Origin of the sequence: Streptomyces sp. 3N207 (assembly GCF_052246355.1) — a bacterium.
Taxonomy (GTDB): Bacteria; Actinomycetota; Actinomycetes; order Streptomycetales; family Streptomycetaceae; genus Streptomyces.
This window is the reverse complement of the sequence record NZ_JBQQBV010000004.1, coordinates 361,302-381,347: the sequence shown is the minus strand read 5'-3', so window position 1 is coordinate 381,347 and position 20,046 is coordinate 361,302. Positions and strand designations below refer to the sequence as shown.

14 protein-coding genes are annotated in these 20,046 nt (G+C 72.0%); 3 read left to right on the top strand and 11 right to left on the bottom strand.

The window, feature by feature from the left end:
- Position 1: 1 nt before the first annotated feature.
- On the bottom strand, positions 2-1,699 hold the full coding sequence (locus ACTWP9_RS09415) for an AMP-binding protein (protein WP_443245546.1): 1,698 nt from the start codon (positions 1,697-1,699) through the stop codon (positions 2-4).
- 124 nt (positions 1,700-1,823) lie between these two features.
- On the opposite strand from ACTWP9_RS09415, the gene ACTWP9_RS09410 reads away from it, so the two are divergent.
- Complete coding sequence (locus ACTWP9_RS09410; RefSeq protein WP_443245545.1) at positions 1,824-2,849, top strand: endonuclease/exonuclease/phosphatase family protein; 1,026 nt, start codon at positions 1,824-1,826, stop codon at positions 2,847-2,849.
- 43 nt (positions 2,850-2,892) lie between these two features.
- Here ACTWP9_RS09410 and ACTWP9_RS09405 read toward each other — a convergent pair whose 3' ends face one another.
- On the bottom strand, positions 2,893-4,665 hold the full coding sequence (locus ACTWP9_RS09405; protein ID WP_443245544.1) for a helix-turn-helix domain-containing protein: 1,773 nt from the start codon (positions 4,663-4,665) through the stop codon (positions 2,893-2,895).
- A 182-nt stretch (positions 4,666-4,847) separates the two neighbouring features.
- Between ACTWP9_RS09405 and ACTWP9_RS09400 the strand changes: the two genes are divergently transcribed.
- Complete coding sequence (locus tag ACTWP9_RS09400; RefSeq protein ID WP_443245543.1) at positions 4,848-5,897, top strand: helix-turn-helix domain-containing protein; 1,050 nt, start codon at positions 4,848-4,850, stop codon at positions 5,895-5,897.
- Here the strand turns inward: ACTWP9_RS09400 and ACTWP9_RS09395 are convergent.
- The 5 genes from ACTWP9_RS09395 to ACTWP9_RS09375 form a co-directional block, all read right to left on the bottom strand.
- A complete protein-coding gene (locus ACTWP9_RS09395) occupies positions 5,834-6,997 on the bottom strand; it encodes an XdhC family protein (protein ID WP_443245542.1) in 1,164 nt (387 codons plus the stop codon). The two genes, ACTWP9_RS09400 and ACTWP9_RS09395, sit on opposite strands and share 64 nt — an antisense overlap.
- Positions 6,998-7,096: 99 nt before the next feature.
- Entirely contained in the window at positions 7,097-8,578 is a 1,482-nt protein-coding gene (locus tag ACTWP9_RS09390; RefSeq protein WP_443245541.1) for an NCS2 family permease, read from the bottom strand.
- A 243-nt stretch (positions 8,579-8,821) separates the two neighbouring features.
- Complete coding sequence (gene pucD, locus ACTWP9_RS09385) at positions 8,822-11,215, bottom strand: xanthine dehydrogenase subunit D (RefSeq protein ID WP_443245540.1); 2,394 nt, start codon at positions 11,213-11,215, stop codon at positions 8,822-8,824.
- Position 11,216: 1 nt separating this feature from the next.
- A complete protein-coding gene (locus tag ACTWP9_RS09380; RefSeq protein ID WP_443245539.1) occupies positions 11,217-11,732 on the bottom strand; it encodes a (2Fe-2S)-binding protein in 516 nt (171 codons plus the stop codon).
- Complete coding sequence (locus ACTWP9_RS09375) at positions 11,723-12,628, bottom strand: FAD binding domain-containing protein (protein WP_443245538.1); 906 nt, start codon at positions 12,626-12,628, stop codon at positions 11,723-11,725. Before ACTWP9_RS09375 ends, ACTWP9_RS09380 begins: the two co-directional genes overlap by 10 nt.
- Before the next feature lie 433 nt (positions 12,629-13,061).
- On the opposite strand from ACTWP9_RS09375, the gene ACTWP9_RS09370 reads away from it, so the two are divergent.
- Positions 13,062-14,861: a PucR family transcriptional regulator gene (locus tag ACTWP9_RS09370; protein WP_443245537.1), complete on the top strand. Its 1,800-nt coding sequence runs from the start codon at positions 13,062-13,064 to the stop codon at positions 14,859-14,861.
- 91 nt (positions 14,862-14,952) lie between these two features.
- Here the strand turns inward: ACTWP9_RS09370 and ACTWP9_RS09365 are convergent, their stop codons facing one another.
- Genes ACTWP9_RS09365 through ACTWP9_RS09350 form a run of 4 tightly spaced genes read right to left on the bottom strand, consistent with a single transcriptional unit; the run spans position 14,953 to position 19,732 of the window.
- Positions 14,953-15,600: a response regulator gene (locus ACTWP9_RS09365; protein ID WP_443245605.1), complete on the bottom strand. Its 648-nt coding sequence runs from the start codon at positions 15,598-15,600 to the stop codon at positions 14,953-14,955.
- Positions 15,590-16,999, bottom strand: coding sequence for a sensor domain-containing protein (locus tag ACTWP9_RS09360; protein WP_443245536.1), 1,410 nt, complete (start codon positions 16,997-16,999; stop codon positions 15,590-15,592). Before ACTWP9_RS09360 ends, ACTWP9_RS09365 begins: the two co-directional genes overlap by 11 nt.
- Complete coding sequence (locus ACTWP9_RS09355) at positions 16,993-18,114, bottom strand: glycosyltransferase family 4 protein (RefSeq protein WP_443245604.1); 1,122 nt, start codon at positions 18,112-18,114, stop codon at positions 16,993-16,995. Before ACTWP9_RS09355 ends, ACTWP9_RS09360 begins: the two co-directional genes overlap by 7 nt.
- A complete protein-coding gene (locus ACTWP9_RS09350) occupies positions 18,032-19,732 on the bottom strand; it encodes a hypothetical protein (protein ID WP_443245535.1) in 1,701 nt (566 codons plus the stop codon). The genes ACTWP9_RS09355 and ACTWP9_RS09350 overlap by 83 nt, the downstream gene beginning before the upstream one ends.
- Positions 19,733-20,046 lie beyond the last annotated feature (314 nt).

The following is a 20,046-nucleotide window of genomic DNA, read 5'->3' as shown; positions in this document are numbered from 1 at the left end:
CTCAGCGGTCGCGGTACTCCGTGCCGGAGGCTCCCGCCTCGCCGGCCGCGTGGGCGCGGAGCTCCACGCGGCGGATCTTTCCCGAGATCGTCTTGGGGAGCTCCGCGAACTCGATGACGCGGACCTGCTTGTAGGGGGCGAGCCGTTCCTTGCAGTGGGCGAAAAGCTGCGCGGCGGTCTCCGCGTTCGCGGAACAACCCTCCGCGAGGACCACGTACGCCTTGGGCACGGCGAGCCGTACCGGGTCCGGCGACGGGACGACGGCGGCCTCCGCGACGGCCTCGTGCTCCAGCAGGACGCTCTCCACCTCGAAGGGGGAGATCTTGTAGTCGCTGGCCTTGAAGACGTCGTCGGCGCGCCCCACGTACGTCAGATAGCCCTCCTTGTCCCGGGCTCCGATGTCGCCGGTGCGGTAGTAGCCGTCGGCCATCGCCTCGGCGGTACGTTCGGCATCGCCCCGGTAGCCGACCATGAGGCCGACCGGCCGGGTGGACAGGTCGAGGCAGATCTCACCCTCCTTGATTTCGTCACCGGTTCGACCGGTGACGGTATCGAGGAGGGTGACCTCGAAACCCGGCGTGGGGCGGCCCATGGAACCGGGCTTGAGGGGCTGGCCGGGAGTGTTGGCGACCTGGACCGCGGTCTCGGTCTGGCCGAAGCCGTCCCGGATGGTCACGCCCCACACCCGGCGGACATGCTCGATGACCTCCGGGTTGAGCGGCTCGCCGGCGGCCACGACCTCGCGGGGGACGGTGGACAGCCGGCTGAGGTCGGCCTGGATGAGCATGCGCCAGACGGTGGGCGGGGCGCAGAAGCTGGTGACGCCGCCGCGTTCCATCTCGGCCATGAGACGGCTCGGGTCGAACCGGGTGTAGTTGTGGATGAAGATCGTGGCCTCCGCGTTCCAGGGCGCGAAGAAGTTGGACCAGGCGTGCTTGGCCCAGCCCGGTGAAGAGATGTTGAGGTGGACGTCGCCGGGCCGGAGGCCGATCCAGTACATGGTCGCCAGGTGCCCGACGGGATACGACACATGGGTGTGCTCGACCAGCTTGGGCAGCGCGGTGGTGCCGGAGGTGAAGTACAGCAGCAGGGTGTCGTCGGCGCGGGTGACGCCCTGCGGGTCGTAGCGGGTCTCCGCCTCGTACGCGTCCTCGTATGCCAGCCAGCCCGGTGCCGGAGTGCCGCCGCTGCCGACGGCGATCCGGGTGTAGTCGCCCGGCACCTCGGAGCCGGCGAACTTGCCGGTGTCCGCGGCACGGACCACCACGTGCCGGGCCTCGCCCCGGGTGACGCGGTCGGCCAGGTCGCGCGGGCCCAGCTGCGGGGTCGCGGGAATGACGACGGCGCGCAGCTTCATCAGCGCCAGCAGTGTCTCCCAGAGTTCGACCTGGTTGCCGAGCATGACGATGACCCGGTCGCCGGGTGCGACGCCGCGGCCACGCAGCCAGTTGGCGACCTGGTCGGAGCGGGTGCGCATTTGCTCGAAGGTGACGCGCCGCTCGGTGCCGTCCTCCTCCACGATGTGCAGCGCGAGCCGGTCGTTGCCCTCCGCGATGTGGTCGAACCAGTCCAGCGCCCAGTTGAAGTGCTCCGGCCGCGGCCAACTGAAGGCGGCGCGGGCGGCCTCGTAGTCCGTCCGGTGCCGCAGCAGCGTGTCGCGAGCGGCTCGGAACTGATCGGTGGACGTGGACGGGACCATGTTTCCTCCTGCTCAGCGGGGTGCTGCGGGCGCTGGGAGCCATCGTGGACGTCCACCCGCGCGCGCACCACCCCCGGCCGGGGGCTTATCCGCAAGTGACAGGAGGTACGGCATCATCGATGAGGTGTATACGGGGGCCAGTACGCGCCGGGACCGGGACGCGACAGACGACGAGGTGCCGGCGTACGACGCACGGCGCGGGCGGCGCCATCCCGTCATCGCGGCGCTTTCCGTACTGACCCTGCTCGTGCTCACGGTGACCTTGGCGTTCCGGATCGGCGACGAGGACGGGCCGACGCCGGTGCCGCAACTGCTGGCGTTCCTGCCCTGGCTCCTCGCCCCCGCCTGGCTCGCGGCGCTGGGCGCCGCACTCTCCCGCCGGTGGCTGGTGCTGCTGTGGGCGCTGGCGGTGCTGGGGGGCACCGGGTGGTTCCTGCGCCCGTACGGGCCGTCCGCGCCTGCTGATACGGCGGCCAGGCCGGCGAAGGCCCAGTTCCGGGTGCTGACCGCCAATCTGAAGTACGGGGCGGCGACGCCGGACCTGGTGAAGACGGTGCGCAGGGAGCGCCCGCAGATCGTCTCGGTGCAGGAGTGCGATGCGCGGTGCGCGGTGGCGCTGCGCGACCCCGCGCTGCGCGAGGAGTATCCGCACCGGATCGTCACCGGCGGCGGGGGCGCGCGGGGTTCGGCGCTGCTGAGCATCTATCCGCTGCGCGACCGCAGCGAGGTGCGCGGCCGGCTGTCGATGCCCGGAGCCGTCGCGGACGTGCACGGCGAGCGGGTCGCCCTCCAGGTGGCGCACCCGATGCCGCCCAACCCGGGCAGTACGGCGGCGTGGCGGGTCGAGCTGGACCGGCTGCGGGCTGTCGCGGCGGCACGCGGCAAGCTGCCGACGCTGATCGCGGGCGACTTCAACTCCTCGCAGGACCACGCCGCCTTCCGCGCCATCCTGAAGACCGGTATGCACGACGCGGCACGGATGCTGGGCAACTCCCGCACCCCCACCTGGCCCACCCGCACCACTCCGGTGCTCGGCGCGCAGATCGACCACGTGCTGCTGAGCGAGAAACTGCTGCCGGTGGACGGCGAGTTCCTCGATCTCCGGGGCACGGACCACCGTGCGCTGCTGGTGAACGTGAAGCTGTTCTGACCAGTGGGACGCGCCCCGGACGGAAGACCCGGGACTCTCCGGATCAGTTCTCCTTGGACCGGTGTTCAACCAGGACCGGCTCCTCGCCGATCGGCAGCCGACGGCCGGGACGTAACGCGGACTCGGTGCCGTCCATGCGGCGCAGCAGTCGGGCGTCCTCGCCCAGCCGGACCCGGTGCTCGCCCCGCGTGGTCCAGTACACCCGCAGTTCGCTGCCCTTCCGCTCGAAGCGGCAGGTGTAGGCGCCTGTCGGGAGGCCCACTCCGGGGCCGCTGCCGCACGAGGTGATGCGGGCGCCCGCCAGCCACCGCTGCAACCGCCCGATGCGCCGCCCCGCCTCCGTGGGCGGGCCGCCCACGACCTCCACCACAAGGGGCACCTCGGAGCTGCCCCAGCTGTAGAAGTACATCCGGCGCAGCGCCTGGTCCTTGAGGTAGAGGCCGACGAGGTAGAAGCGCACCGCGTAGTTGTTGGCCCGGCGCGCGTCCAGGTGCTCCCTGAGGGCAACGTCCTGGTCGGGTCCGGTGTTCCACAGCGCGACGCGGCCCAGGCCCTCGCTGTAGAAGAGCCGCTGCACCCGTTTGACGAGCGTCACCGTCTCTTCCGGCGGGCCGTCGGCCCTGCGCGGCGGGAGTTTGAGCGCGGCGACGTCGCAGTGCCGGTACGCACCCGTGCGTACGAACTTCCGCAGCAGGTCGCGGCCACGTTGCTGCCACAGGGACCCGAAGGAGGGGCAGACGCGCTGCGCCTCGGGGTCGGCCTTGCGGATGATCCGCGAGGCGCGCTCGACCATCTCGGCGAGGGTCTTCGTCGGGCCGACCCAGGTGCCCCGGCTGCTGGGGTAGTCCCACAGCTCGTACGCCTCGATCCTGCCTCGGTACCGGGTGGCGAGCGCACGGACGAAACGGTCCCAGTCGGCGAGTTCGTCCGGGGGCGACGAGCGGGCGTCGTCGAACACGGACCTGTGACCGTCCGGGGCCGCCCAGGGCGGGGTGCCGCCCAGGGTCAGCAGCACGGGCAGCCGCTGGCGCCGAGCGGCGTCGACGAGCCGGTCCAGGGTCTTCCATCGGTACTTTCCGCGCCTTGGCTCCAGTTGGGACCACCGGGTTCCGGAGTGCCACAGCCGTACGGATCCGACGCGGAAGCCGGGCATCTCCCCGGTGTCGTAGCTGACGTTCATGCCGTAGAAGGCGCTGGGCACGGATTGCGGTGCGGTGGTCCAGTCCGGCCCTCTGACGTCCTGCTGGTGTCCACCGCCGCCCGACCCCCGACTCGGCGCACCGGTCGGGGCACCGCCGCCCGCGTCGTGGCGGGGAACGGTGACGGCGGCGGAGGGGACCACGAGACCGAGCAGGAGAGCCACCACGCGGAGCCAGAAGTACGTCCGCGGCACAGCCGATCCGGCCGCATCGCCGACCGCACCGGCATCCACCCGTGCCGAGCCGTCCAGCGGTGCCGAGCCCTCATGCGCCGAGCTGCCCTGCGGTACCGGAGCGTCCGCCTCCGCGAGACGTTCGTCCCCGTCTGCGCCCTCCCCCTCCCCCTCCTCCCTCGCTCCGCCCCCGCGTTCCTCGTCGACGGCCTGGCACCAGGCGCGGTAGAGGCGGTCCAGTTCCGTACGGTCGGCACCGCAGACGCGGGCCACCTTTTCGACGGCGCCGAAGGTGCGCGGCACCGTCGTGCCGAGGCAGTAGCGGTGCACCGTCGAGCGGCCGAGTCCGGTGCGGTGTGCGAGGGCGGCATAGCTGCGCCCGCTGCGCTGTTTCAGCTCCTCCAGCAGTTCCGCCAGCTCGGCCCCGCCCCGCCCCAACGTCATCGCTCCCCCTCCCGGCTGCCCGGCCCGCCCAGCGCGGCCCCGGGCCGTCCCACAATGCCGGATCTCCGCAGGTGACGGCAGCACTTCTGTCCCGTTGTCCCACTTTCCCGCCAGGTCTTGCTACCCGTCCCGAAGACCCACCAAGGTCGCCACGGAACACATTTGGGTCATCGGGGGGACACATGCTGCGCCTGCACTTCGCCGCGGGGGACCTGGCCCGTACCCGGGTCGCCGACGGTCCCGACCCGCTGTGGGAGTCCGTACTGAGCCTGCACAGGCTCAGGGACACCCGGCGGGACTCCGTCCTGTCGGGCTGGCGGGAGGGGGTGCAACGTGACGGTACGGAACCGCTGCGGCGCCTGTTGCCGCTGGTGCCCGTGCGTGGGTACTTTCCCGACTTCCTCACACCGGCCGCGGGCACGGCGGGCTTCGAGGAGGGGCTGGAGGCCGTGCTGGCCACACCCCGGACCCGACTGCGCGCGGAGATCGGCATGCTGGCGCAGTCGCACTCGCTCACCGGCTGGGCGAGCAGCGTCGGCGAGGGCAGCGCGCGGACGCTGGACAGGCTGGGCGCTGCGCTGCGGGACTACCGGAACCTCGCCCTGGACTCCTGGTGGCCGCGGATCGTCTCCCAGGTGGACGCCGACCGCATGTGGCGGTGCAGGACGCAGCTGCTGCACGGCACCGAGGAGTTGCTCCGTACGTTCGAGCCGGCCATCCGGTGGCGGCCCCCGGTGCTGGAGGCCGACTATCCGGTCGAGCTGGAAACCCGGCTCGAAGGGCGCGGGCTGCTGCTCATCCCCTCCTACTTCTGCCGCCGTACGCCGGTCGCACTCGCCGACCCCGGGCTGCCACCGGTCCTGGTGTATCCGGCCCGGATGCCCGAAAGCCCCGCCGCCGTCTCACCGGTGAAGCTCGCGCGGCTGCTCGGGCACACCAGGGCGGCCGTACTCCAGTCGCTGCACGGCGGTTGCAGCACCAGCGAACTGGCGCACCGTGCAGGCGTATCCGTCTCCTCCGCGAGTGAGCATGCGGCGGTGCTGCGCGACGCGGGTCTGATCTCCAGCAACAGACGGAGCAACACTGTGCGGCACGCACTCACCTTCATGGGGATGGCGTTGCTGGGCGACCGTACGAGCGGGGTCGTACGTCGACCCGTCGGCGCTGCTCAGCCGGCGGCTCTGTGCAGGCCGTCCATGCTCGACGCGGTGACCGGGCCGGTGTCGCGGTGAATGGGTGTGTGGGCTCCCTTGAGCGGCGTCCCGCTGCCCCCGTGCCGGGAGGCGACGATCTCCGCGGCGATGGACAGCGCCGTCTCCTCCGGGGTGCGGGCGCCGAGGTCGAGGCCGATCGGTGAGCGCAGTGCGGCCAGTTCGAGGGAGGTCAGACCCGCCTCGCGGAGCCGCTCCAGCCGGTCGAGGTGGGTGCGGCGCGAGCCCATCGCACCGACGTAGGCCACCGGCAGCCGCAGCGCGCGCTCCAGCAGCGGCACGTCGAACTTGGCGTCGTGGGTGAGTACGCAGATGACCGTACGGGGATCGACGTCCTGGGAGTCGAGGTAGCGGTGCGGCCAGTCGACGACGATCTCGTCGGCCTCGGGGAAGCGGCGGGCCGTGGCGAAGACGGGCCGCGCGTCGCACACCGTCACGTGATAGCCGAGGAACTTGCCGATCCGCACCAGCGCTGCGGCGAAGTCGATGGCGCCGAAGACCAGCATCCGCGGCGGCGGCACGCTGGATTCCACCAGCAGCGTCACCGGCTGCCCGCACATGCTGCCGTCGGTGCCGACCGTGACGGTCGCGGTGCGCCCCGCGGCCAGCAGCGCCCCGCCCTCGGCTGCTGCGGTGGCATCCAGCTCCGGTGCCCCGCCCAGCGCGCCGTGCGGCTGTCCGTCGGCGTCCAGCAGCAGTGCGCCGCCCAGCAGCTCGTCCGGCCCTTCGACGATCCGGACGAGGGCGGCCGTGCGGCCCTCGGTGGCCTCCGCTGCGGCTTCGGCGAACACCTCGCGGGCCGCGGTCCCGGCGCGGGCCGGGGTGACCAGGATGTCGATGATTCCGCCGCAGGTGAGGCCGACGGCGAAGGCGTCCTCGTCGCTGTAGCCGAAGGTCTGGCGGACGCTCGCGCCCGATTCCAGCGCCTCCTGGCACAGCTCGTAGACGGCGCCCTCGACGCAGCCGCCGCTCACGCTGCCGACGGCCTCGCCGTCCGTGTCCACGGCCAGCGCGGCTCCCGGCTGACGCGGCGCGCTGCCGCCGACGCCGACGACGGTGGCGACGGCGAAGTCCCGCCCCTCCTGGCACCAGCGGTGCAGCTCAGCGGCGATGTCCAGCATCTGTTTGTCTCCTCGGCGGTGATAAACGGCCAGGTGGGAGCGGGAACGGCCAGGGGACCGCACCCGCTCCCGCCTGACGGGGAGAGCAGCGTCAGGTGGCTACTTGACCCCCAGCCACTGCTCGATCGGGTTCAGCGCGAAGTAGGCCAGGAACACCAGGCCCAGTACCCACATCAACCATCCGGGCTCGCGGAACTTTCCCTGAACGGCCTTGATCAGAACGTAGGCGATGACACCGGCGCCGATACCGGCCGTGATGGAGTAGGTGAACGGCATCAGCACCGTGGTCAGGAAGACCGGGATCGACGTGGCCGGGTCGGCCCAGTCGATGTGCATGGCGTTGGTCATCATCATCGAGCCGATGACGACGAGCGCCGCGGCTGCCACCTGCGGAGGGATCACCTGCGCGAGGGGCGTGAAGAACAGACAGAGCGCAAAGCCGAGACCGGTGACGACGCTGGCCAGCCCGGTACGCGCGCCGTCACCGACGCCCGCGGTGGACTCCACGAACACGGTCTGGCCCGAGGCGCCGGCCAGACCGCCGGCCACGCCGCCCGCACCGTCGATGGCCAGCGCCTTGTTCAGCCCTGGCATCTTGCCCTTGTCGTCGGCCAGTCCGGCCTGCTGGCCGATGCCGATGATGGTGCCGATCGCGTCGAAGAACCCGGCCAGCACGAGGGTGAAGACGATGACGCCGATGGTGATGCCGCCGACGTCTCCCAGTCCGTTGAACGAGACGGTGCCCAGCAGCCCGAAGTCGGGCGAGCTGACCACCGAGCCGGTGATCTCCGGGGCGTTCCTGCCGCCCCAGTCCTTCTTGTCGAGACCGGCGAACTGGTGCACCAGCGCGGCCAGGAGGGTGCCGCCGACGATGCCGATGAGGATCGCGCCGGGCACCTTCCGCACCTGGAGCGCGAAGATGAGCAGCACGGTGACGGCGAAGCACAGCACCGGCCAGCCGGTGAGCATGTCCGCGGTGCCCAGCTGGATGGGCTTGGCACCCGGAACGCCGCCGGGCCCGGCCATCGAGGTGACGAAGCCGGCCTGGACGAGCCCGATCAGACAGACGAACAGCCCGATGCCCATGGTGATCGCGTGTTTCAGCGCCAAGGGGATCGCGTTCATGATCAGCTCGCGGAGCCCGGTGACCACCAGCAGGATGATCACGGCACCGTAGATGAGGCACATCGCCCAGGCGTTGCCCCAGGTCATCTCGGGCACGACCTGGAACGACATCACGGCCGAGACGCTCAGTCCCGCCGCCAGGGCCAGCGGGACGTTGCCGAGGAAGCCCATCACGAGGGTGGTCGCCGCGGCGGCCAGCGCCGTCGCCGTGGTGACCTGTCCGCCGTCCAGCTTGTGCCCGGCAGCGTCGGGCACGGAGAGGATGACGGGGTTGAGCAGGACGATGTACGCCATCGCCATGAAAGTGGTGATACCGCCACGTATCTCCTGGCCGTAGGTCGACCCTCTCTCGGAGATGTGGAAGTACCTGTCGAGCCACGAGCGACCCGCGGGGATACGGGACCCAGGACCCGCATCCTCCGGCGTCGTCGTCGGCCCTACTTTGGACTGGGTCATTGTGCTGACTCCCAAGGTTCATAGGGGCACCCCGGCAGACGCCGAGGATTTGGGAAGCACGACCCGGGGGACGGCCCGCGTCTTGCCTTTCCCCCGGCCCCGCCCCGGCCCGTTTCTCTCCCAGCCCGGCCACCCTCGAACGGGGCGAACGGGCGGGCATCGGGGTCCAGGGGGTGGGGGCCCCTGGTGGGGGGTCCGAGGGCCGGAGCCCCCGGTCTCGGGGAGGGCGGGGTCGGGGAAATCTCACACGTCGACGATGTGCTCCGGTCGCACCGGAACCCGCGGCAACGCGCGCCCGGTAGCAGCGCGGATGGCCGCCAGGACGGCAGGCGTCGACGACAACGTCGGCGCCTCGCCCGCGCCCCGCAACCCGTACGGGGCGTGCTCGTCGGCGAGCTCCAGCACGTCGACCGGGATGGTCGGCGTGTCCAGAATCGTGGGGATGAGATAGTCCGTGAACGAGGGGTTGCGGACCTTGGCCTTGGGGTCGACCACGATCTCCTCCATCACGGCGAGTCCGAGCCCCTGTGCGGTGCCGCCCTGGATCTGGCCCACCACGGCCTGCGGGTTCATCGCCTTGCCCACATCCTGTGCGCAAGCCAGTTCGATGACCTTGACCAGCCCGAGCTCGGTGTCGACCTCCACCACGGCACGGTGCGCGGCGAAGGAGTACTGGACGTGGCCGAAGCCCTGACCGGTCTTCAGGTCGAAGGCTTCGGTCGGCCGGTGCCGCCACTCGTCCTCGGCCTCGACGGGCTCGTCGCCGAGCACATCGACCAGCGAGGCCAGCACCTCGCCGCCGTCGGTGACGACCTTGCCGCCCTCCAGCAGCAGTTCGGCCGTCGCCCACGCGGGGTGGTAGGTGCCGAACCGTTCCCGCCCGCGCTCCAGCACCTTCTCGCGCACCAGCTCGCATACGTGCTTGACGGCACCGCCGGTCACATACGTCTGCCGGGAGGCGGAGGTGGAGCCGGCCGATCCGACCTGGGTGTCGGCGGGGTGGATCGTCACCTGGGTGACGCCCAGCTCGGTGCGGGCGATCTGGGCGTGCACGGTGATACCGCCCTGGCCCACCTCGGCCATCGCGGTGTGCACCAGCGCCACCGGCTCGCCGCCGACGACCTCCAGCCGCACCCGCGCCGTTGAGTAGTCGTCGAAGCCCTCGGAGAAACCGACGTTCTTGATGCCGACGGCATAGCCGACGCCTCGTACAACGCCCTCGCCGTGCGTCGTGTTGGACAGGCCGCCCGGCAGCGCCCGTACGTCGGGCTCACCGCCGACGGTCTCCCACTGCGCCTCCATCGGCAGCGGCATGGCCTTCACCCGGCGCAGCAGCTCGGCGACCGGCGCCGGGGAGTCCACGGCCTGCCCGGTGGGCAGCAGGGTGCCCTGGGACATGGCGTTGCGCTGCCGCAGCTCGACCGGGTCCATGCCCAGCTCAGCGGCGAGCTTGTCCAGCTGCGCCTCGTACGCGAAGCACGCCTGGACCGCGCCGAAGCCGCGCATCGCGCCGCAGGGCGGGTTGTTGGTGTAGAGCGCGATCGCCTCGATCTCGACGTCGTCGATGACATAAGGACCCGCGCTGAGTGAGGCCGCGTTGCCGACCACCGCCGGGGAGGCGGAGGCGTACGCGCCGCCGTCCAGCACGATGCGGCACTTCATATGGGTGAGCTTGCCGTCGCGGGTGGCGCCGTGCTCGTACCACAGCTTGGCCGGGTGCCGGTGGACGTGTCCGAAGAACGACTCGAACCGGTTGTAGACGATCTTGACGGGCTTGCCGGTGCGCAGCGCGAGCAGGCACGCGTGGATCTGCATCGAGATGTCCTCGCGGCCACCGAAGGCACCGCCGACGCCGGCGAGCGTCATGCGTACCTTCTCCTCCGGCAGCCCGAGGACGGGGGCGATCTGGCCCAGGTCCGAGTGCAGCCACTGGGTGGCGATGTAGAGGTCCACCCCGCCGTCCTCGGCGGGCACTGCCAGGCCGGACTCCGGGCCCAGGAACGCCTGGTCCTGCATGCCGACCTCGTACTCGCCGGTGACGATCACGTCGGCACGCTCGGCCGCCGCCTTGGCGTCACCGCGCACGATGGGCTGGCGGTGCACGACGTTGGGGTGCGGGACGTGCCCGGCGTGGTGGTCGTTGCGGCCCGGGTGGAGCAGCGGAGCGTCCTCGGCCAGCGCTGAGGTCTCGTCGTGGACGACCGGCAACTCCTGGTACTCGACCTTGATCTTGGCGGCGGCGCGGCGTGCCGTCTCCGGGTGGTCGGCGGCCACCAGCGCCACGGGCTCGCCGTGGTGGCGGACCCGGCCGTGGGCGAGGACGGGGGTGTCCTTGATCTCCAGGCCGTAGTTCTTCATCTCGGCCGGGAGGTCGTCGTAGGTCAGCACGGCGTGCACGCCCGCCTGCTTGAGCGCCTCGCCGATGTCGATGGAGACGATCTCGGCGTGCGCGTGCGGGCTGCGCAGGGTGCAGCCCCACAGCATGTCCTCGTGCCACATGTCCGAGGAGTAGGCGAACTCGCCGGTCACCTTCAGGGTGCCGTCGGGCCGCAGCGGTGAGTCACCGACCCCGGCCTTGGCGCCGACGCCCTGCTCCAGCTTGGTGGGGGTACCGGTGGGGCCCGTCGTGGGAGCCATCTCAGACCACCTCCTGCGCACTGTCGTCGGCGCGCGCTGCGGCGAGCCGGACGGCGTCCATGATCTTCTCGTAGCCGGTGCAGCGGCACAGATTGCCCGAGAGGGCCTCACGGATGTCGGCGTCCGAGGGCTGCGGATTGCGCTCGATCAGCTCGTCGGCGGCGACCAGCAGGCCGGGGGTGCAGAAGCCGCACTGCACGGCGCCCGCATCGATGAACGCCTGCTGGACCGGGGCCAGATCCCCGGTCTCCGCGGAGCCGTCCCGCTCCCGGGCGTACTCGGCGAGACCCTCCACGGTGACGACCTCGCGGCCCTCCGCCTGCCCCGCGGCCACCAGACAGGCACAGACCGGCTCGCCGTCCAGACGGACCGTACAGGATCCGCATTCGCCCTGTTCACAGGCGTTCTTGGAGCCGGGCAGACCCATCCGCTCGCGCAGTACGTACAGCAGGGACTCGCCCTCCCACACGTCGTCGGCCTCGTGCCGCCGTCCGTTGACGGTGAATGTCACGCGCATCGGGCGCCTCCTTCGGTGGTGCGGCCGTTCCCGGTGGCGCGGTAGCTCTCCCAGGTCCAGCCCAGCGTGCGGCGGGCCATGACGCCCACCGCACGGCGGCGGTAGGCGGCGCTGCCGCGCACGTCGTCGATCGGGTTGCAGGCGCCGGAGCACAGCTCGGCGAACTCGCGGGCCAGGGCCGGCGGGATCGTCTTGCCGTTGTCCCAGAAGCCGCCCTCCTCCAGCGCCGCGTTCAGGAAGTCCTCGGCGGCACGGGCCCGCAGCGGCGTCGGAGCCGCGGAACCGATACCGGCCCGTACGGTGCGGGTCTCGGGGTGCAGCGCGATACCGAAGGCGCATACGGCGATGACCATGGCGTTGCGGGTGCCGACCTTCGAGAACTGCTGCGGCCCGTCGGCCTTCTTGATGTGGACGTTCTTGATCAGCTCGTCGTCGGCCAGCGCGTTGCGCTTCACACCGGTGTAGAACTCCTCGACGGGGATGAACCGGGTGCCCCGCACCGACTCCGCCTCGACCTCGGCGCCCGCTGCGAGCAGCGCGGGGTGCGAGTCCCCTGCGGGGGAGGCGGCGCCGAGGTTGCCGCCGACGCTGCCCCGGTTGCGGATCTGCGGGGAGCCGACGGTGTGCGAAGCCAGCGCGAGGCCCGGCAGCTCGTGGGCAAGCTCGTCGATGATCTTCGAGTAGGGCACGGAGGCTCCGAGCCGGACGGTCTCGTCGCCGACCTCCCACTCATGCAGCTCACGGACCCGGTTCAGATCCATGAGGTGGGTGGGGCGGCGGTGGTCGAAGTTGATCTCGACCATGACATCGGTGCCGCCCGCGATGGGCACGGCTGAGGGGTGCTCCGCCTTCGCGGCGAGCGCCTCCTCCCAACTGGCCGGGCGCAGGAACTCCATGGTGTCTCTTCTCGGTGTACTGGTTGGGGGGTACTGGAGGTGCTGAGGGGGGTGCTGTCAGGGACTGCGATCTGGAGTGGTGCGATGGGAGGTGGGAGGTGTCGAGGGGATGGTGTCGAGGGGATGCCGTCAGTACACCGACAGGTACCCGCCCCGGTGCAGTCACCGAAAACATGAAGCGTTTGGCTGGTCGGCCACCAGGTCTTGTAGATTCAAACGAAAGCCAGGAACCAGTAACCTCACGGTTTCCTCCCGGCCACCCCTCTGTGGCACAGCCCGGTCACACCCTGTGGCACAGCCACGCCCCTCAACACGACAGACGGCCCCTCAAGACACAACAGAAGACCCCTCGACCTCGACCGACAGACGATCCCTCGACCGACAGACGACCCCTCAGCACGGTCACGACACACGAACGGCAGGCGACAAAACGATGCGGCTGCGCGCGCTCCTGGAGAACGACTCGCTGGGCCTCAGCCTGCTCGGCGGTGAGGACGAGCTGGACCGTACGGTGCGCGGCGTCATGACCACCGACCTGCGCGACCCGAGCCGCTATCTGTCCGGCGGCGAGCTGGTGCTGACGGGCCTGGCCTGGCGGCACGCGCCCGAGGACTCCGAGTCGTTCGTCCAGATCCTGGCCACGGCAGGGGTCGCCGGGCTCGCCGCGGGTGAGGCCGAGCTGGGCACCGTTCCCCCGGACCTGGTCGACGCCTGCGCCCGGCACCGGCTGCCTCTGTTCGCCGTCGCCGAATCCGTCGCGTTCGCCACCATCACCGAGCACGTGGTCCGCCAGGTCTCCACCGAGCGCGCGGGCGACCTGGCCGCCGTGGTGGACCGGCACCGGCGGCTGATGTCCTCCGGCCCTGCGGGCGGCGGCCCCGATGTGGTGCTCGACCTGCTCGGCTCGGACCTGGACCTGGCCGCCTGGGTGCTCTCCCCCACCGGCCGCCAGATCGCCGGGCCCAGCGAGGGTCCGACACTGCCGCACGCCACCGCCGCCCGGCTGGCGGGCGCCCATATGTCCGCTGTCCGCAGCGGTCGGCGCAGCCCGCACCGGACGGCCGACGAAGGCGTGGCCTACTCCCTCTTCGCCGTCAGCCGCAGCCCCGGCGATCCGCGGCGCACCGTGCTGTCCGACTGGCTGCTGGCCGTCGCCGCGGACACCGGCGACTGGCCTGCCGAACGCCTCGATCTGCTGCACGGCGTCACCCAGCTCATCGCCGTCGAACGCGACAGACGCGACGCCGCCCGCACCGTGCGGCGCAGGCTGGCGCAGGAAGTGCTGGAGCTGGTGCAGACGGGTGCCCCGCCTTCGGAGATCGCGGCGCGGCTGAGGGTGGCGGCACCGGTACTGCTGCCGGGTCAGGGCGCGTCACCTGCCTGGCAGGTGATCGTGGCCCGCGTCGAATGGGACGAGCCCGACCCGGCCCGCACGCTCGAAGGCGGGTCGATCGCCCAGTCCCTGCTGGAAGAGCTGCTGGTGGACCCGCGCACGACCGGCCCGGACGGCTCGGACCGGATCGCCGTCGCCCATGTGGACGGCGAGGCGGTCGCACTGGTGCCGCTGACCGGCCAGGAGCCGGAGGACTCCGAGGGCTCTGAGGGCTCCGAGGGCTCCGAGGGCTCCGAGCGCTCTGAGGCTTCCGCCGGCATCGCCGAGGAGGCCGCCGGGCGGACGGCGGCTCCGGCCGGGGAGGAACACGGGCCCGCCAGGCTCACCGGCGCACGCGGCGGCGACGGGCTGCACGCCGACTCGCTGCTGGCCGAGGTCAGCGAGCCGCTGGGGCGCGCCCTGGCGAACGACGGGCGGCTGACCATCGGCGTGAGCGCTGCCGTGCACTCCGCCGAGGGGCTGCGGGGCGCCCTGGAAGAGGCCCGGCACGCCCGCCGGGTCGCCGCCGCACGCCCGGGCGCCGTCCGTGCGGCGGGGCACGAGGAGCTGGCCTCGCATGTGCTGCTGCTGCCCTTCGTGCCGGACGACGTCCGCCGTGCCTTCACCGCCCGCCTGCTGGACCCGCTGCGCGACTACGACCGCAAGCACCGCGCCGAACTGGTGCCGACCCTGGAGGCGTTCCTCTCCTCGGACGGCTCCTGGACCCGCTGCGCCGGCCGCCTCCACCTGCACGTCAATACGCTGCGCTACCGCGTCAGCCGCATCGAACAACTCACCGGCCGCGATCTGTCCCGGCTGGAGGACAAGCTCGACTTCTTCCTGGCCCTGCGGATGAGTTGAGGGGCTCAGATGTGCGCCCCGAAGGGGCGCGGAGAACTGCGCACCCAGCGACAACGAATCCGCAGTCCGCGGACGACGGACAGGGCACCCCTCACCGGAAGGCCCGGGAGCGGCGCAGATAAGCGAGGACGGCCAGCACCCTGCGGTGGTCGTCCGGCGCAGGCGGCAGGTCGAGCTTGGTGAGGATGGAGCGGACGTGCTTGACGACCGCGGCCTCGCTGATGACCAGTGCGCGGGCGATGCCGCCGTTGGACCGGCCCTCCGCCATGGCGGCCAGCACCTCGCGCTCGCGGGCCGTCAGCCGCCGCAGCTCCGGGGGTTCACGGTCCGGGGCGAGCAGGCGCCGGACCACCTCCGGGTCGACCGCCGTACCGCCCGTGGCCACCCGCTCCAGCGCCTCGATGAACTCCGTGACCTCACCGACCCGGTCCTTGAGCAGATAGCCGACGCCGTCGCCGGTGGCCAGCAGATCGGCCGCGTACGAGTTCTCGACGTACTGCGACAGCACCAGCACCGGCAGCGCGGGGCGCTCGGTGCGCAGTTGGAGCGCGGCACGCAGCCCCTCGTCCCGCAACCCGGGTGGCATCCGCACATCCGTGACGACGCAGTCCGGCGAGTGCTCGGCCACGGCCTCAAGCAGCGCAGGCCCGTCGCCGACGCCCGCGCACACCTCATGGCCGAAGCGCGCGAGAATCTGGCTCAGCCCCTCACGCAGCAGTACGGAATCCTCAGCGATCACCAGCCGCATGCACGTTCCCCCGCCCCTTGTCCTCACATCGTTCCCGCCCATCCTGCATCCCCAGCCCATCCCTCTCCGGCAGCTCTATCCGCACCACCGTGGGACCGCCCGGCGGGCTGGAGAGGCGCAGTCTCCCGCCGTGCACCGCAAGGCGGTCCGCGAGCCCCGTCAGACCCGTGCCGCGGTCCGGGTCGGCGCCGCCCCTGCCGTCGTCGCGGACCTCGACCGTCAGCGCCTGGCCACCCCGTATCGCCACCGTCGCATGGGAAGCCCCGCTGTGCTTGGCCACATTGGTCAACGCCTCCGCGGCGGCGAAGTACGCGGCGACCTCCAGCGCTTCGGCAGGGCGTCGGGCACCGAGCCGCGACTCCACCCGTACGGGTATCGGCGAACGCTCGGCCAGCGCCTCGATCGCCGCCCCCAGGCCCCGGTCGGTAAGCACGGACGGATGGATACCGCGTACGAGGTCCCGCAGTTCGGCGAGGACGGCGCGCGCCTCCTCCTGTGCCTTGGTGACCAGCGCCGGATCCGCGTCCAGCTTGGCGAGACCCAACGTCATGATCAGTCCGGTGAGCCGCTGTTGCGCACCGTCGTGCAGATCGCGCTCGATGCGGCGGCGCTCCACCTCGAACGCGTCGGCCAGCCTGGCGCGGGACGCGGTCACCTCCGTCAGCCGCGCGTCCAGCTCCTTCTCTCGGCGCGGCCCCACCAGCGCAGCGCGGGCCAGCGCCGCCCGCATCCCGGCCAGCCCCGCGAACAGGTAGCAGGCAAGCCCGGCGAAGACCGGCGTCAGCAGAAGCCACGGCAGCACCTGCTGCGGCTCCGTCAGCACGATGCTCTCCCCGTACATCACCCGGTCCCCGCCCAACACGGTGAGCAGCGCGAACGGCTGGCTGGCAACCAGGCCCAGCCCCAGCACCGCCACCAGCAGATCCAGCAGCGACAGCAGTGCGTTGGGCACCGCGAAGCCGAACTCCACCCAGGTCGCGGGCGACTTGGTGCGCCGCCACAGCCTGCGCAGCGCCCGCCGCGCGGCGTTTCCGGCCGGCTCCTCGGGCTCCGCGGCAGACGCGACCTGATGCGGCGACGGCGCCTCCCGCGGATCGAGCCAGCGCAGCCGCCGCCGCTCCAGCCCGGCGAGCCCGGCCGCGGACACCGGTACGCACAGCAGCGCCACCACTCCGATACCGGTGGGCAGCAGCAGAATCCCCACCACCACCAGACCCACGGCGAGAAAGAGCCAGCCGAGACCCAACAACCCGCCCACCAGCAGGTAACCCAGCGCGCGCAGCGGCCACAACGAGCCCAGAAACCCGCCGGGCCCGCCCGCCAACGCCTGCCACACACCCCCGGAGTCCTCGGCCGGAGGCTCCGCTGTCCTCATGTCGCTGCTCACCACGTGATGACCGTATGGGACAGCAGACTGCGCAACTGACGGGCCGAGGCGTCCCAGCTCCACTCGGCCTCCACCCAGGCGCGGCCTTCGGCACCCATCGCGGCAGCCGTCTGCGGCATGGTGAGCAGCCCGATGAGACGGTCGGCGACGGCCCGGACGTCGCGCCCGTCGACCACATGCCCGGTCTCCCCGTCCCTGACGGCCTCCGGTGCCCCGCCCGACTCCCCCGCGAGCACGGGCAGTCCGGCAGCGGCAGCCTCCAGATAGACGATGCCAAGCCCCTCGGCCTCCAGACCGAGGCGACGGGTACGGCAGGGCATGGCGAACGCATCGGCTGCCGCGTAGCAGCTTGGAAGGTCGCCGTGCGCCCGGGAGCCCGCAAAGACCACCGCGCCTTCGGGCAGCCCCGGCAGCCGCCGCGCCAACCGTCGCAGCGCCCCCTCGCACGGACCGGAGCCGACAATCAGCAGCGTCGTCCCCGGCACGGCGGCTCGCACGCGGGGCAAGGCGCGGATCAGGGCGTCCTGTCCCTTCCGGCGGACGAGCCGCGAGACGCTGAGGACCAACGGCCCCTCCGCCAGCCCCAGTTCGCGCCGCGCCTCCGCCCTCTGTTCCCGGCTGCCCGGACGGAACAGCGCCGTATCGACACCGGGCACCAGGCGTGCTGTACGGGCGCGAGGGCCGAAGGCGCGTGCCGTACGGTCCCGGGAGTGCGCGGTGAGGTGGGTGACCGTGCCGACGCTGTCGCCGATACGGCGCAGCACCCGCCGGGTGCCGGGGAGCGCGGCCCACCACATCTCGTGCCCGTGCGTGGTGGCGACCGAGGGCAGTCCGAGCCGTCCCGCGAGCAGCCCGAGCGGGGCTGCCGCGCCGAACCACACACGGTCGCACCCGTAGCGGAAGGCCAGTGCCCGTGCTGTTTCCGCCACGCGCGGCGTCGGCAGCAGCGTGCGGACCTGCTCCCGGACGACGGGGAACGGCTGCGCAGCGTCGAAGGCGTCCGACCCGGGCTGAGCCGCCGTGTAGACAACGACCTCATCGGGTGGAAACCGGCGTGCGACCTCGTGGACGAACGTCTCGATGCCGCCCCGGCGCGGGGGATAGTCGTTCGTCACGATCAGCGTGCGGCCCTGCACCTGGCCCCTGCCATGGCTCCCGTTCCGGCTCCGGGGCCGACTCCCGGGGTGGCTCGGGGCCGGGTCGCCGGTGCCCGTTTCCCCCGGCGGCTCCGGCTCGGGGGGCGAGCAAGGCGCCGGTGTCGCGTACTTGGGCGGTGTCGGGCGGGCCGACGGCTGTGTACGCAGTGGTTGCGGCTGGCCGGTGTCGGACGGGGGCTGGTTCGGTTCGTCGCACATCGAGGGTCCTCCAGTGCGCCCACAGGGCGAGTACGGCGGGGTAGACGGCGTAGCCGAAGCGGGAAGCGGGCAGCAGCGCCATCGCCGCAAGCAGGCCCAGCGCGAGCCGGAGCGCCGCACCGCTCGCATCCCGAGGTGGCCGCAGCAGCAGCGAGCCGCCGATCAGCAGGGCGGCCAGCACCAGCGCCGCGACGGCACAGAGGTGCCCGGCCGGGCCGAGAGTGGCGAGCAGCCTGCCCGGCAACGGGGCTGCCGCCGGGGACGGGGCTTCCGCCAGGCCGAGCGGAAAGCGGACCGCGTTGGCCAGCAGCCCCGGACCGTCGACCAGCGCGGGCAGCAGCACCCCGACCACCAGCGCCGGCACCGCACCACCGAGGAGCCGCAGCACCGCTGGACGCCCCGCACGCACTGCGAGCAGCGCCGCGACGACCGGCAGCGCGGGCCACGCCGTCGCCTTGAGCGTGCACGCCGCGCCGAGCACCAGCCCCGCCCGGCCCGCCGCGCCGCTCCTGGGGCGTCCGGCCAGCGCCAGACCCAGGCAGACCAGCCCGAGCACCGGCAGGTCGTCGCCGCCGACCGCCATGGGCAATGCGACCAGGGGCGAAGCCGCCAGTATCAGCGTGCGGCGGCCGGTGGGCCCGAGCCTGGGAGCTCGCGTCCGGAACCGGGTTGCGCCGGTCCCGGCACCGGCGGACCGAACTCTCGCCGCCCCGCCACCGGTAGGCGCAACCGAGTTGCGGAGGCCCCCGAACCGGCCCGCCGGCCACCGACTGACCGGTCCGCGGCAGGAGGACCGGCCCGTCTCCGGAGCGTGGCCGCCGGCAATCCGCAGGCTGAGGGCGACGGTGCCGAGGAAGACGGCGGCGAAGCCGAACCGGGCGTCGAGCCCCAGGAGTCGCTGCGGTACGCCGAAGAGTGCCATGCCGGGCAGATACGGGTTGTACGCCGTGTAGTCCGCACCGGCCAGCTGGTCGGGGCCAAGGTAGGGAGTGCCGTGTGTCAGAAGACGCGCGCCGGCGCGGTGGACGACGTGCACCTCTTCCTGGGCGCTGCCTGTGAACACGAGCACGAGCAGCGGCGCCACGACCGCCAATCCGCAGCCGAGGAGCAGAAATCCGCTGGTCAGCAGCAGCGTCGGGCCACGTTGAGGTGGACCGGCCCGGCGCGTCGTCTCTCTGGCGGAGGACGCGCCAGGCGCGGGGCGCCGGGCAGCCGCCACCGACGCGAGCGCCAGCGCCGCGTACCCGCACGCCGCGAGCACGCCCCACACGCGGTGCGGCGGCAGCGAGGTCACGGCCGCGGTGAGGGCGGCGAAGAAGGCGCAGACTGTCCAGAGAGCGGAGGCTGCGTATGCGGTGCGACGTGCGGCGGTCCTGTTCACCTATCCAGCGAACCGCTGATCGCCGCCGAGATCACTACAGCCAGATACCGACTTCGGGTAGAGCCAGAAGGGTAGAGCCAGCTCTACCCCACCAGCTGCCCCGACGCCTCGCCGACCGGACCGCCCACCCCAACCACCGTGCCACGGACAGCAGTTGGGGCCGCTCTCCTCCCCTTGGCAGTCGGCCGCTTCCGGTAGAACTTTGTGAACTGATTCACACCACCCCCTTGGCCCGGCGGCTCAACCGTGCTGTGATGCGATCACATCCGGCTCGACGGCGCGCTTGGGGAGGGCACTGTGGCGGACACCGCCAT

Excerpts from the sequence above, each read along its gene's own strand:
- ACTWP9_RS09375 (WP_443245538.1), bottom strand. The coding sequence starts at position 12,628 with ATGGAGTTCCTGCGCCCGGCCAGTTGGGAGGAGGCGCTCGCCGCGAAG.
- pucD (WP_443245540.1), bottom strand. The coding sequence starts at position 11,215 with ATGGCTCCCACGACGGGCCCCACCGGTACCCCCACCAAGCTGGAGCAG.
- ACTWP9_RS09395 (WP_443245542.1), bottom strand. The coding sequence starts at position 6,997 with ATGCTGGACATCGCCGCTGAGCTGCACCGCTGGTGCCAGGAGGGGCGG.
- ACTWP9_RS09380 (WP_443245539.1), bottom strand. The coding sequence starts at position 11,732 with ATGCGCGTGACATTCACCGTCAACGGACGGCGGCACGAGGCCGACGAC.
- ACTWP9_RS09415 (WP_443245546.1), bottom strand. The coding sequence starts at position 1,699 with ATGGTCCCGTCCACGTCCACCGATCAGTTCCGAGCCGCTCGCGACACG.
- ACTWP9_RS09400 (WP_443245543.1), top strand. The coding sequence starts at position 4,848 with ATGCTGCGCCTGCACTTCGCCGCGGGGGACCTGGCCCGTACCCGGGTC.
- ACTWP9_RS09370 (WP_443245537.1), top strand. The coding sequence starts at position 13,062 with ATGCGGCTGCGCGCGCTCCTGGAGAACGACTCGCTGGGCCTCAGCCTG.
- ACTWP9_RS09405 (WP_443245544.1), bottom strand. The coding sequence starts at position 4,665 with ATGACGTTGGGGCGGGGCGGGGCCGAGCTGGCGGAACTGCTGGAGGAG.
- ACTWP9_RS09390 (WP_443245541.1), bottom strand. The coding sequence starts at position 8,578 with ATGACCCAGTCCAAAGTAGGGCCGACGACGACGCCGGAGGATGCGGGT.